This window comes from Streptomyces sp. M-16, assembly GCF_052114405.1.
GTDB lineage: Bacteria > Actinomycetota > Actinomycetes > Streptomycetales > Streptomycetaceae > Streptomyces.
In genome coordinates, this window is record NZ_JBFRER010000167.1 from 1 (window position 1) to 12,794 (window position 12,794).

Consider the following 12,794-nt stretch of genomic DNA (forward strand, 5'->3'; position numbering starts at 1 on the left):
GCGCGGGACCACTGGGGTCCCGCGCCCCGGCGCGCCTGCGGTCAGGCGAGGGCGGCCACCTCCGGGTGGTCCTGCAGCCAGGCCCGGACGGCCTGCTGTTCCTTGCCCTTGCCGGTGTCCTGGATCTTCGCCTCCAGGCTGGTGAGCTGGGCCTCCGTCAGCTTGAACGACTTCAGCCAGGCGGCGACCTCGGGCTCGTCGGCCGCGAAGCCCTTGCGGGCGAGGGTGTGGATGCCGTCGCCCTTGCCCCAGACCCCCTTGGGGTCCGCCAGCTTGGTCAGCTCGTAGGAGGAGTACGCCCAGTGCGGGGACCAGAGCACGGTCACCACGGGTTCCTTCTTTTCGTAGGCCCGCTTGAGTTCGGCCAGCATGCCGGGGGTGGAGCCGTCGACGACCTGGTACTCGCCGTCGAGGCCGTACTCCTTGAGCACCTTGCCCTTGAGGACGGACATGGCTCCGGCACTGGGCTCGATGCCGATGATGCGGCCCTTGAACTCGGCCCCCTTGCCCTTGAGGTCGGCGAGGGACCTGACGTCCTTCACGTAGGAGGGGACGGAGAGTTCGAGGGAGGTGGGGCCGTACCAGGAGCCCAGGTCGTCGACCTTGTTCCGGTACTTCTCCCAGTACTGGGCCTGGGTGACCGGCAGCCAGGCGTCGGTCTGGAAGTCGACCTGGCCGCCCGCGAGGCCGGTGAAGAGCGCGCCCAGCTCCAGCTGGCGGGCGTCCACCTCGAAGCCGCGGCGCTCCAGCAGTTCCTTCCACAGGAAGGTGGAGGCGATGCCCTCGTCCCACGGGATGTAGCCGATGCTGATCTTGCGGCCCTTGCCGGTGTTCTCGGCGCCGGTGGCGGCCGAGGGCGATCCGGAGCCGCCGAAGGTGCCCAGTCCGCCCGCGACGAGCGCGAGGACCACGGCGGCGGTGACGGCGTAGGCGGGCTGGGGACGGTGGTTCCACAGCCGGGCCGTGCCGGTGACGGCGGAGCGGGCGGCGGCCTGCGCCCGGCGGCCGAGCGGGGAGACCTGGCGGCCCAGCGCGCCGGTCATCCGGTCCAGGTACATGGCGAGGATGACGATGGAGACGCCCGCCTCGAAGCCGAGGCCGATGTCGACGTTGCCGATGGCGCGGTAGACGGCGCCGCCGAGTCCGCCGCCGCCGACCATGCCGGCGATGACGACCATGGACAGGCCCAGCATGATGACCTGGTTGACGCCCGCCATGATCGTGGGCAGGGCCAGCGGGAGCTGGACGCGCACGAGGGTGTCGCGCGGGGTGGTGCCGAAGGCCTCGGCGGCTTCGACCAGTTCGGCGTCGACCTGGCGGATGCCGAGCTCGGTCATCCGTACGCCCGGCGGCAGCGAGAAGATGATCGTGGCGATGATGCCGGGTACCACGCCCACGCCGAAGAAGATGATGCCGGGGATCAGGTAGACCATGGCGGGCATGGTCTGCATGAAGTCCAGGACGGGCCGCAGGACGGCGCTGACCCGGTCGGAGCGGGAGGCCCAGATGCCCAGGGGCAGCGCGAACACCAGGGTGACGAGGGTGGCGACGAGGACCAGGGACAGGGTGGACATGGCCTCGTCCCACAGGCCGACCGAGTCCACGAGGGCGAACCCGGCGATGGCGAGCAGGCCGGCGAGCAGACCGCGCAGCCACCAGGCGGCGACGGCGAGGATGCCCGCGAAGAGCAGCGGGGCGGGGGCGGAGAGCACGGCGTCGATGCCGTCGTAGAGGCCGGTGACGAGCGCGCTGATGGCGTCGAAGAGCCACGACAGGTGGCGCTGGAGGAAGTCGACTCCGCTGTCGACCCAGGCGCCCAGGTGCAGGCGGGGCATCAGGCGGCCACCTCCGCGCAGGCGCAGGCCATCGGGGGCCGCTGTTCGTCTCCGATGAGGGCGACGATCCGGTCCCGGCGGACGGAGCCCACGACGGAGCCCTCCTCGTCGGTGACGGCGACCGGGTGCGGGACGCGGGCGCTGACCGCGCACAGGTCGGCGAGCGGGGTGTCGGCGCTGACGGTCGGGCAGGAGCAGTCGTCCACACCGTCGGGGGCCTCGTCCATGACGGCGTCGGCGGTGAGCACGCGCGAGCGGTCGACGTCCTGCACGAAGGAGGCGACGTAGTCGTCGGCGGGACGGGTGAGGATGTCCTCGGCCGTGCCCTGCTGGACGATGCGGCCGTCGCGCATGACGGCGATGGAGTCGCCGAGTCTCATGGCTTCGTTGAGGTCGTGCGTGATGAAGACGATGGTCTTCTTCAGCGTCCGCTGCAGTTCGAGGAGCTGGTCCTGCATGTCACGGCGGATCAGCGGGTCCAGCGCGCTGAAGGACTCGTCCATCAGGAGCAGGTCGGCGTCGGTGGCCAGGGCGCGGGCGAGGCCGACGCGCTGCTGCATGCCGCCGGACAGCTCGTCGGGCCAGGACTTCTCCCAGCCGCCGAGCCCGCACAGCGCCAGCGCCTCGGCGGCGCGCCGTTCGCGCTCGGCCCGGGGGACGCCCTGGACCTCCAGACCGTAGGCGGCGTTCGCCAGCACGTCGCGGTGGGGGAAGAGCGCGAAGTGCTGGAACACCATGGAGATCCTGGTGGAGCGTACGTGGCGCAGTGCCCGCGCGCCGAGCGCGGTGAGGTCCTCGCCGTCGAAGAGGATGCGGCCCGCCGTGGGCTCCAGCAGACCGTTGAGCATCCGCAGGAGGGTGGACTTCCCGGAGCCGGAGAGCCCCATGACGACGAAGATCTCGCCGGGCTCGACGCGGAAGGAGGCGTCGATGACGGCCGCCGTCGTGCCGTCGGCGCGCAGCTCGTCGCGGTCGGCGCCGCGTTCGAGGGCCCGGACGGCGGCCGTCCTGTCGCCGGGTCGCCTTGCGAACACCTTGTAGACGTGTTCGGCCTGGAGCGTGGACACATGCACCTCGTGGGTCGTACCGGGTCCGGCGCGCCGCTGGCGGCGACGGCCGGGGAGCGGGGCGGGATCGGCCCGCGCGGTCCACGCCCGCGGCCCGATCGGCCGGAGTGCGTGGTTCCGCTCCAGCGGCGCGTTTGCCCCGGCCCGGTCCCGGCAAACGGCCGGGTGACGCAGCTCACGGTGTGCGGCACGGATCCGGTCGGGCGGCACGGCTCCGGTCAGGCGGCACGGCTCTGGTCAGGCGGTGCGGCCCGGCACGGGGTCGGGGCCGGGGTCGGCCAGCATCGAGGCCCGCAGGTGGGCGAGCAGCCGGGTCAGGAGACGGGAGACCTGCATCTGGGAGATCCCGAGTTCGGCGCCGATCTGGGCCTGGGTCAGCTCCTCGCCGAAGCGCATCCGCAGCATGGCGCGTTCGCGGTCGCTGAGCTGTTCCAGCAGCGGGGCCAGGGTCTGGATGTCCTCGACGAGCTCCATGGCCGGCTCCTCCTCGCCCATCACGTCGGCGAGGGTGTGGCCTTCGGCGGGGCCGTCGCCGTGCTCGCTCTGCGGGGCGTCGAGGGAGCCGCTGGTGTGGCCGTTCGCGGCGACCAGTCCCTCTATGACCTGCTCGTCGGTGAGGTCGAGGTGCGCGGCGAGGTCGGCGACGGTCGGCGAGCGGTCGAGCTTGACGGTCAGCTCCTCCTTCGCCTTGGCGATGTCGATGCGCAGCTCCTGGAGCCGGCGCGGGACGCGGACCGCCCAGGTGGTGTCGCGGAAGTGGCGCTTGATCTCACCTGTGATGTACGGCATGGCGAGGGTGGAGAACTCGTTCTCGCGGTCCGGGTCGAACCGGTCGATGGCCTTGATGAGGCCGATGGTGCCGACTTGGACGATGTCCTCGATGTCGCCGTTCTCACCCCGGCCGCGGAAGCGGCGCACGGCGTACTGGACGAGTGAGGCGTTCATCTCGATGAGCGTGTTGCGGACGTACTGGTACTCCGGGGTGCCCTCTTCGAGGGTGCGCAGGCGTCGGAAGAAGACCTTGGAGAGCTCGCGGGCGTCGGCCGGGGCCATCTCGCGGGGTTCGTCGATCCGGGGCAGGCCCGCGGCGCGGGCGGCCTCGGCGGTGCGGCGAGGGCTCGGGGGCGCGGCGACTTCGGCGGTACGGGTGCCGGGGACGGCGCTGGAAGTGGTGCTGGCGGAAACCGGCATTGGGTTCGCTCCTTGGGCTGGTCGGCTTGCGGCGCGGGACCTTGACTGCCGTAGATGCTGGCCCTCTTCTTCTCGTACGTCAAGAATTACCGGAAACCCGTTTCGCGTCTTGCGTGACATGAATCATGTACCGCATGATGACCGCATGGGGAGCATGACGCGTCGACAGAACTGGACATTCCTGACAAATCACGCCCGCGTCCTGGTGACCATCGCCCGGGATCCGGCCGTGCGTTTGCGGGATGTGGCCGTGACGTGCGCGCTCACCGAGCGCACCGTGCAGACGATCGTCGCCGACCTGGAATCCGACGGGTACCTCCAGCGGGTGCGTGACGGACGTCGCAACCGGTACGAGATCTCGGCGGGTGCCGTGTTCCGCCATCCCGCCGAGGCCGGAGTCCAGGTGGCCGGCCTCCTCGCCCTCCTCACCGGCGCCCCCGCCGCGTCCCGGGACCGCGTCCCGGACCCGGAGCCGGACGTCCCGGTCGCGCTCGTCCCGGCGGCCGACACCTACGGCGACACCGCGTCCCCGGAGACGGACGGCCTCGTAGCGGCCGAACCCGTGGCGTCCCCGCTCCCGACGGCCTGAGCACCCGACGGACTGAGCACCCGACGGACTGAGCACCCGAGCGAGCGAACGGCTCAGCCCGAACCCGACCCGACGCCCGGGCCGTCATGCCGAGTGCGCCACCCCCACACCGTGTGTCCCACAAGAACCATGGCGGCGAGGACGGCAAGCACACGAATCGCGCTCCAGGTGGATCCGGCGCCGGGTCCTGCGCTCGCAACCTCCACATCCAGCCGCACAGTCGTCTCAAAATAGGCGATCAGCGGAACGAGCAGACGGAACGGAAGGCCGGCGACACCGGGGATCCGCGCCAGGTTTCCGAACAGTCCCAGGGGGGCGCCGAAAAGGAAAGCGAGCGTTCCCCAGAAGAAGATCTGCGACCAGGAGTCCCCGCCGCTCGGTGCGACCGTGCCGTCCACCCCGATCGGTTTCACCGGACTCAAAGCCTTGAGCGCGTAGTAGACGGCCACACCGATGGCCAGCCCCAGGAAGGCGAGCAAGGCCGACTCGGCCTTCGATTGACGGAAACAGCCGACCAGGAAGGCGAAACACGCCCACGACCAGCCACCGGAGAACACGAGGCTCACCGCATGGAAAAGAGCGGTGTCCGAGTTGCCCGCGAGAGCACCAAATGCACCAATCGCCACGCCTGACCCAGAAATTAGCAGTATGGGTGTGATACGGGCGCGCGAAAGCATCACTTCACATTTCCTCGTCTTGCGGATGTCCGCCGAAGGGGAGATGGCGAGCGCCGCGTTCCTGTGCAGATGTCCAGGGCACTCGCCACCTTAGGTCCGGTGTTCGGCAGCTGTTCTTCCGGTGGCCGATTTCCGAACCTCGCTCACCAACACCGGCGGGCCCGGGGCCGGCCCTTTCGGCCCTTCCGGGGAGGCCTAACTGACACGGAAGCCGATGGCCTCCGGACGGCGGTGGAACGTGAGCCGGTCCCAGGTCGGGAAGGCCAGGTCGGTGACGGCGATCAGCCGGCCGGAGGCGTCATGGAGCAGGCGGCGTACGGACAGACCGCAGGCGGCGGCCGGAGCCTCGGGCCGGATGGTGCGCGTCATCGTGATGGTCTCGGCGGTCCGGCCCCGGACGGCGGCCCGCTCCAGCCAGCGGTGCAACGGCCGCAGGTCCTCGTCGCGGGCGGCGGCCGACCGGTCGAGGTAGGGCGCCAGTTCCGGGGTCCGGGCGGCGGTGCGCGGGCAGATGTACGTCACGGCGTGGCGGAGCGCCTCACCGCCCGGGCCGTGGACGCGCCGGTGGTGGACCAGGGTGCGCGCACCGCCGCTCATGCCGAGGAGCGCGGCGAGCGGGGGCGGCACGGTGACCAGGGTGAGCCGGGTCACGGTGCACCCGGTCCGCGCGCCCGCTCCGGCCGCGTGCGGGGCCGGACCACTCGGGTTCCCGGTCGGGTGCGGGCGGCTCCCCGGGGCGGCCGGTGCGAGCGGCGGCGGCGATGCGGCGGCCGGTACGGCTGATGCGAGTGATGCGACTGATGCGGCCGGAGCGGCCTGGCTCCCGGCTGCCCGGGTGCCCCGGCGGCCGGTGACGATCAGCCCGTCGGCCCGCAGCTCCTGGAGCGCGGCGCGGACGGTCTGGCGGTTGACCCCGTACCGGGTGGCGAGGCTGCGCTCGGACGGCAGCCGGCCGCCGGAGTGGTGGGCGCAGCGGTCGAGTTCGGCCCGCAACTCTGCGGCGATCCACTGGTACTTGGGCATGGCGGCCGGGGCGCCGCCCCGCGACGGGGAGGGCATGGCTTCTCCTCTGACGGGTGGTCAAGGACTGCGCGGTCTGCCGGCCCAACCTAGCATTGGTCTATACCTTTCGGTACGTCGGTTGCCCCGGCCTGGACCACCTTGGCCAGATCCCGCTCCCGGACGCCTCGGCCCCTACCCCCGCAGCGGGTTGGGCAGCGGCAGGTAGCGGGCGTCGGCGCCGTCCGCACGGGTCCACCGCAGCAGCAGGTTCGTCTTGGCCGGGAGCGCGGGGGCGGTCAGGAGGTCCGCGATCTCCGGGAGGCCGTGCGCGGCGTCGAAGCGCCGCAGCTCCTCCGCGACGGCCGGCCACAGCTCCGCGGCCCGCTCCGGCCGGTGCTCGGCCAGCGTCGCCGCCACCTCCGCCAGGTGGTTGACGACCAGGCAGTACACGAGCCGCTCCCAGGCCGCCCCGCGCGGCATGTCCGGGGGGAGTTTCACCCCCTCCGCGTCGCGGAAGAGGGCCTGTACCGGCAGGCCGTCGGCGTCGACCGCGACGAGGCAGTTCTGCAGATGGGCCTCCAGCACGATCCCGTGCCGGGCGAACAGGTACAGCACCGGAGGCACGACGTGCCGCAGGTACGCCCGCCACCAGCGCACGGGGTCTTCCGCCGCCGCGAGGGGACTTCCCGGGAAGTCCTCGGCGAGCGCGGCGGCCAGCAGCGGGGTCGCTCCCTCGGCCACCCGGGTCCGCAGGCCGTCGCGCACCAGCACGGCGAGCTCCTCGAAGGCGAAGGCCGCGGTGCGGTACCCGCGGTCGGCGAGCCAGACCGCTCCGGATCCCGTACGCCCGCGCAGATCGGCGAAAGCGGCCTCGACGGCGGCATCGGTCCGGCGCAGTTTCAGCAGATCGTGGCGCCACAGCCGGCGCACGTCGTTGGTGATCCGCACGTCGAGGCTGAACTTCACGAACAGGTCGGCGTCCGGACCGGGGGCGTGCACGGTGCGGATCGAGGCGGTGGGCCACACCGGCAGCCGGGTCGGGCCGAGCCGCAGCAGCCGGCCGTCGGCGAAGGCCTCGCACACCCCGGGCCGTCCGGCGAGCAGTTCGAGCTGCCAGGGGTGGGCGGGCAGGGCCCGGTACCCGGCGGGCGGGCGCGGGCCGTCGAGGATCCCGGCCAGCGCGTCGACCGCGTCGGCGGCGGCCTGGCCGCCCTCCCCGGCCACCTGGTCCTCGCGCAGGCCCAGCATGACGAGCGGGAAGCGGGCGTGGGCCTCCGGGGCGTAGGGGAGCCAGCTCGCGGCGGGCGCGCCGCCGCGGGCCTTGGGGGCGGGATGGTGCGGATGCCCCATGACCAGGGCCTGCTCGGACCGCAGGTACGGATCCTCCGGGGCCTCGGCGGCGGCCCGCGCGGCCAGCAGCGCGGCGACCGCGGCCCGGCTGTCGGCGATCTCGGAAGGCAGCTCGTCGTTGGAGACGCCGGTGTACTGGCGCAGCTCGTCGGAGGTGAGCTTGACCAGCTCCGCATGGCTGAGCGGATGCCAGCCGCCCGCCGTGCGCAGGGCCGGGTCGGAGGGCCGGCGTCCGCCGCCCACCCTCAGGAGCCGGCCGCTTGCGCGCAGCCGGTGGACGCCCGCGCCCTCGGCGTCGGCCACCTCCCGGAGCAGGCAGTTCAGGAGCGGGGCGGCCGCGCAGGCGTCGGCGGCGGTGTTGAGGTCCACTGGTTCCATTCGGTCCATCCGGTGCGCCGGGGTTCCACGGAGGAGAACCGTCGGCCGTGATCTTCAGTATCCGTGATGATGAAGTGATCACCCGGTAAGGCGATACGAAAGGAACGGGACCCTGGACCGCAGCGCGCACGTCCCCGACCCCGATCACACCACCGCGGCCCCGGCCGCCACCGGCACCCCGGCGAGCACGGCCGCCAGCGGGGCCGAGGAGGCGGTCCGCACCGCGCTGGCCGGCGTACGGTCCTCGCTCGGAGCGGCGTACGAGGCCTCCCTGGACGGCGCGCGGTCGGCCGTGCTCACCCGGCTGTGGCGGGCGCTGGCCTTCGAACCACTGCCGTGGGTGGCGCGCCGGGAGCGCGGGCCGGACTCGCTCACGCTGCTGCTGGCCGGGGGCGGGCGGCTGGAGGGCCCGCCGGCGGACCCGTACGCCACCGGCGACCTCGTCACCGAGCTGCGGCACGACGGGCGGACCCACCGGCGGGCCGCGGGGCTGGTGGAAGCGCTCGGAGTGCCGCACGGGGCCGCCTTCGCCGCCGAGCTGGACGACAGCACCGCCTCCCTCGCCCTGTCCCGGGCCGGACGGCCGCGAGGTCCCGGCGCGGAGCCTCGCACCGGCTGGGAGTGGGAGCAGACGGTGGTCGACGGACATCCCTACCACCCCAACTGCCGCTCCCGTCCCGGGTTCTCGGTGGCCGAACAGCTGGCGTACGCCCCGGAGCACCGGCCGCTGGTCGAGCTCGGGCTGGTTCCCGTACCGGTCCGGGAGTGCCTGGTCACCGGGGACTGGCCGGACCACCTGCGCGACGGGGACCGGATCCTGGTGCCGGTGCACCCCTGGCAGGCGGAGCACGTCCTGAAGGGCGAGGAGGTGCGGGCGGGCGCTCTCGCGGCACATCCGCTGATGGCGCTGCGCACGCTGGCCCCGGCGGCGGGCGGCCCCCACGTGAAGACGGCCCTGAGCACCCGGCTGACCTCCTCCGTCCGGGACATCTCGGGGTACTCCGTCGAGACGGCGGCCGTGGTGTCCGCCTTCGCGCACGCCCTGACGGAACGGCTCGACGGCCGCCTGCACATCACCCGGACCCTCGGCGCGGCCACCGCGCACAGCCCGGACCTGGCGGCGGTGCTCCGTGAGGCCCCGGAGGCGTACGCGGGGCCCGGCGAGCGGGTGGTGCCGGTGGCGGCGCTGGCCGGCACGGAGCTGTCCCGTTCCGCCGCCTGGCAGGCCGAGTTCGCCCGCCTCGCGGTGTCGGTGTGCCTGAAGGTGCTCGACCTCGGGGTGGCCCTGGAGGCCCACGGCCAGAACCTGCTGCTGGTCATGGGTCCCGACGGGGCACCGCGACGGCTCGTCTACCGCGACCTCGCCGACATCCGGATCAGCCCGGCCCGGCTGGCCCGGCACGGGCTGGCGGTGCCCCCGCTGTCGGGCCGGCTCGTCACGGACGACGAGACGGTGTTGCGGCGCAAACTGTTCGGCTCCCTGGCGGCCGGGGCCCTCGCCGCCACGGCGGGTTCGTCGGGCGTTCTCGGCGAGGCACTGGCCGGGGCCCTGGACGGCCTGCCGCCCACCGCCGACTCGGAACTGCTGAGGAGCCGGCCGCTGCCCGTGAAGGCGCTGACCCTGATGCGGCTGAGTCCGGGGGTGGCGGGCGACCAGTGGGCGGAGCTCCCGAATCCGCTGGCCGGCGGCTGACGCGCGGCCGACGGGCGGGGGAACAGGTCCGGTCGACGGCCCGTCGACGGCTTCCGGGGGGTGAGACCCGCCCCCGGGCGGGCTACTGTTCAGGGGCATGACCGAGAGCTCGCGCCTGAGTGCCGTTCGGGCGTCCTACGACGCCGTCGCCGTCGACCACGCCCGGCTGTTGACCGGCGTCCTGGAGGCCGCTCCCCTGGACCGGGCCATGCTGGGCGCCTTCGCCGAGTGCGTACGCGGTGGGGGCGGCGGGGCCGTCGCGGACCTCGGCTGCGGGCCGGGAGGGATCACGGCGTACCTGAACGGTCTCGGCGTACGGGCGTTCGGCGTCGACCTGTCCCCCGCGATGGTGGCGGTGGCCCGGCGCAGTTATCCGGGGCTGCGGTTCGAGGTGGGCCGGATGGCATCGCTGGACGTCGCGGACGGGGTCCTGGGCGGGGTACTGGCCTGGCACTCCACCACGCACACCCCGCCCGGGGAGCTTCCCGCCGTCTTCACGGAGTTCGCCCGGGTACTGGCTCCGGGCGGGTACGCCCTGCTCGCGTTCGAGGCGGGGGACGGGCGGCGGCTGCTGGACCACGCCTACGGCCATCCGGTCGACCTCGACGTGTACGGGACCCCGCCCGGCCTGGTCGCCGAGCGGCTGGCGGGTGTGGGGCTGGCGGAGGTGGCCCGCCTGGTGCGCGAACCGGGCACGGACGAGACCGGCCCCCACGGCTTCGTCCTGGCCCGCAAACCCCCTGCTGCCTGACCCGCCTGACCCGCCGGGTCCGGGGGGCCACCGGGTCTGCCTGATCCGCCTGATCCGCCTGACCCACCGGTCCACCGGGTCCGGCGAGGCCGCGGCCGCGGCCGGCCACGCCGTGGTCCGCACCGCGGGGAGCCCGGACCGGGCAGGCAGGCAGTCCCGGGGCCCGGGCGGGCCCGGCTCCGTGGACCCGGGTCGCTTCGGGTCCGGGCCGCCCGGCACGGGCGCTCGAAACGTAATCTGTTCGGCTGACAACACGATTTCGGCGGGCCCGCCTTCGCCCCGATCGAGCCGGGCAGTGGGAGGAAGGAGGAATGAGCCTCCCACGCCGCCGGGTCCTCGCGGGCACCGCCGCCGCCGTCCTGGCCTCCGTGGGCGCGGCCGCCCGGTCCCCGCGGGGCAGCGCCGACTTCGGTGCGCTCGCCCGCGCGCTGGACGGGCGGGTGGTCCTGCCCGGCGACGCGGACTACGCCGAGGCCCGACAGCTGTTCCAGCCCCGCTTCGACTCCGTCTCCCCCGGCGCCGTCGCCTACCCGGCGCACGCCGGGGACGTCGCCGTCTGCCTGGACTTCGCCCGCCGCTCGGGCGCCCCGGTCGTGCCGCGCGGCGGCGGCCACAGCTACGCGGGCTGGTCCACCGTGGCCGCCGGTCTGGTGGTCGACGTGGGGGCGATGGCCGGCGTGTCGGTCGAGGGGGGCGAGGTACGGGTCGGCGCGGGCGCCCGGATCGCCGGTCTGCACGCGGCCCTCGCCGCGGACGGTCTGGGCGTTCCGGCCGGGCTGTGTCCCTCCGTCGGCATCGCGGGGCTCACCCTCGGCGGTGGCCTGGGCCTCTCCTCGCGGGCCTACGGAGCCACCTGCGACCGGCTCTCCGGCGCCCGGGTGGTCACCCCGGACGGGGTGGTGCGGGAGGTCGGGCCGGGTGGGGACCCCGATCTGTACTGGGCGCTGCGCGGGGGCGGCGGCAACTTCGGGGTGGTCACCGAGTTCCGGCTGCGCACCCATCCGGTCGCCGACGCCGCCTTCGCCGAGCTGCACTGGGCGGCCTCCGACTCCCCGGCGGTGCTGCGCGGCTGGCAGCGCTGGCTGGGCGGGCTGCCGGACCCGTTCTGGAGCCAGGTGGAGTTCACGGTGGAGTCGGGGACCGGAGCCGCCGCGGTGCCCGCCGTCCGGGTCGTGTGCCTCGACGGGCGCGGGGAGCTGGAGCGGCAACTGACGCGGCTCACGGACCTGGTGGGGCGGGAGCCCCGGGACAGCTGGACCGTCGTACGCAGCTACGCGGACACCGTGCGGGCCATGGCGGGCTGCGCCGACCCGGCCCCCGACCGGTGCCGGCTCCCGGGCCGGCTGCCCGGCCGGGACCCGCAGGGGCGGCTGGGGCGGGACTCGTACGCCGCCCGCTCCGACTTCTGGGGCCCGTCCGGGCTGGCGGAGCCGGCGGTCACGGCGGTGCTGGCGGCCGTCCGGCAGTACGCGGGGCAGGCGCCGCGCGGCGGGCTCGGGGTCGTCCAGTTCGACGGGGTGTGCGGCGGGGCCCTGAACCGGGTCGCCGCCGCCGACACCGCCTTCGTCCACCGCGGCAGTGCCTTCCTGGCCCAGTACCTCGTCTACTGGCCGCAGTCCGCTCCGGCCGCCGAGGTGGCCCGCCACCGGGCCTGGCTGGACGGGCTCTGGCAGGACCTGCGCCCGTGGGCGGGCGGCGCCGCGTACCAGAACTACGCCGACCCGAAGCTCGCCGGCTGGCGCGAGGCCTACTACGGCTCCAACCTCCCCCGGCTGGAGGAGGTCCGGCGGGCCTACGACCCCGACCGGCTGTTCCGATTTCCGCAGGCCCTCTAGTGCCGCGGCCGGAAGCGTCCGCCGGGGCGCGGCGTCCGGTGCGGTGCGGCACGGGGCGGGAGGGCCGCGGCTCGTACCGGACGTATTCGCGCGGTCCGACAACGCGGTGCGGTGCCGTTCCGGGCGCCGCGCCCCGGTGAACCCGCCGGTCACAGCACCAGGTCATCCGGGCCGTCCCGGCCCACACCCTCAGGAGCGAGACATGCGACGTACGTTGACGCTGGCGGCGGCCACGGCCGCCGCCGCACTGCTGTTGCCCGGCGGGCCGCTGCCCGTCGCGGAGACGGGCAGTGCGCGGGCGGCCCAGAGCCGTTGGACCGCGCGCGAGGCCGCCGCCTTCTGGACGCCGGAGCGGATGGCCGCGGCCCTGCCGGTTCCGGACCCCGTCCCGGTACCCGTCGCCGACGGCGTTCCGGCGCCTGTTCC

Annotated in this window: 11 protein-coding genes and 1 pseudogene; 5 read left to right on the forward strand and 7 right to left on the reverse strand. The window is 74.1% G+C overall.

The features are described from left to right. Positions 1 to 41: 41 nt before the first annotated feature. The 3 genes from AB4039_RS39090 to AB4039_RS39100 form a co-directional block, all read right to left on the reverse strand. Complete coding sequence (locus AB4039_RS39090; RefSeq protein ID WP_266846102.1) at positions 42 to 1,835, reverse strand: ABC transporter permease/substrate binding protein; 1,794 nt, start codon at positions 1,833 to 1,835, stop codon at positions 42 to 44. Continuing rightward, complete coding sequence (locus AB4039_RS39095) at positions 1,835 to 2,902, reverse strand: quaternary amine ABC transporter ATP-binding protein (RefSeq protein ID WP_442273003.1); 1,068 nt, start codon at positions 2,900 to 2,902, stop codon at positions 1,835 to 1,837. The genes AB4039_RS39090 and AB4039_RS39095 overlap by 1 nt, the downstream gene beginning before the upstream one ends. A gap of 237 nt (positions 2,903 to 3,139) precedes the next feature. After that, positions 3,140 to 4,093, reverse strand: a complete 954-nt coding sequence (locus AB4039_RS39100) for an RNA polymerase sigma factor SigF (RefSeq protein WP_266846101.1) — start codon at positions 4,091 to 4,093, stop codon at positions 3,140 to 3,142. A 145-nt stretch (positions 4,094 to 4,238) separates the two neighbouring features. Between AB4039_RS39100 and AB4039_RS39105 the strand changes: the two genes are divergently transcribed. Next, positions 4,239 to 4,682 (forward strand): helix-turn-helix transcriptional regulator, encoded by a 444-nt coding sequence (locus AB4039_RS39105; RefSeq protein WP_442272997.1) that lies wholly within the window; start codon positions 4,239 to 4,241, stop codon positions 4,680 to 4,682. A 53-nt stretch (positions 4,683 to 4,735) separates the two neighbouring features. Here AB4039_RS39105 and AB4039_RS39110 read toward each other — a convergent pair whose 3' ends face one another. The 4 genes from AB4039_RS39110 to AB4039_RS39125 form a co-directional block, all read right to left on the reverse strand. Further along, positions 4,736 to 5,308, reverse strand: coding sequence for a hypothetical protein (locus AB4039_RS39110; RefSeq protein WP_442272998.1), 573 nt, complete (start codon positions 5,306 to 5,308; stop codon positions 4,736 to 4,738). Positions 5,309 to 5,554: 246 nt separating this feature from the next. After that, positions 5,555 to 6,418, reverse strand: coding sequence for a GntR family transcriptional regulator (locus tag AB4039_RS39115; RefSeq protein WP_442272999.1), 864 nt, complete (start codon positions 6,416 to 6,418; stop codon positions 5,555 to 5,557). 135 nt (positions 6,419 to 6,553) lie between these two features. Then, positions 6,554 to 8,098, reverse strand: a complete 1,545-nt coding sequence (locus AB4039_RS39120) for an IucA/IucC family protein (RefSeq protein WP_442273000.1) — start codon at positions 8,096 to 8,098, stop codon at positions 6,554 to 6,556. A gap of 135 nt (positions 8,099 to 8,233) precedes the next feature. Then, positions 8,234 to 8,389: a hypothetical protein gene (locus AB4039_RS39125; RefSeq protein ID WP_442273001.1), complete on the reverse strand. Its 156-nt coding sequence runs from the start codon at positions 8,387 to 8,389 to the stop codon at positions 8,234 to 8,236. Here AB4039_RS39125 and AB4039_RS39130 point away from each other — a divergent pair. The 4 genes and pseudogenes from AB4039_RS39130 to AB4039_RS39145 all read left to right on the forward strand — a co-directional run. Next, positions 8,316 to 9,782, forward strand: coding sequence for an IucA/IucC family protein (locus tag AB4039_RS39130; protein WP_442273004.1), 1,467 nt, complete (start codon positions 8,316 to 8,318; stop codon positions 9,780 to 9,782). The genes AB4039_RS39125 and AB4039_RS39130 overlap by 74 nt on opposite strands. A gap of 97 nt (positions 9,783 to 9,879) precedes the next feature. Beyond that, on the forward strand, positions 9,880 to 10,533 hold the full coding sequence (locus tag AB4039_RS39135; protein WP_266846096.1) for a class I SAM-dependent methyltransferase: 654 nt from the start codon (positions 9,880 to 9,882) through the stop codon (positions 10,531 to 10,533). Positions 10,534 to 10,844: 311 nt separating this feature from the next. Continuing rightward, positions 10,845 to 12,368 carry an FAD-binding oxidoreductase gene (locus tag AB4039_RS39140; protein ID WP_442273002.1) on the forward strand — a complete coding sequence of 508 codons (1,524 nt, stop codon included), beginning with the start codon at positions 10,845 to 10,847 and terminating at the stop codon, positions 12,366 to 12,368. Between the two features lie 202 nt (positions 12,369 to 12,570). After that, positions 12,571 to 12,794 (forward strand): annotated as a pseudogene (locus AB4039_RS39145) (hypothetical protein); the annotation flags it as partial.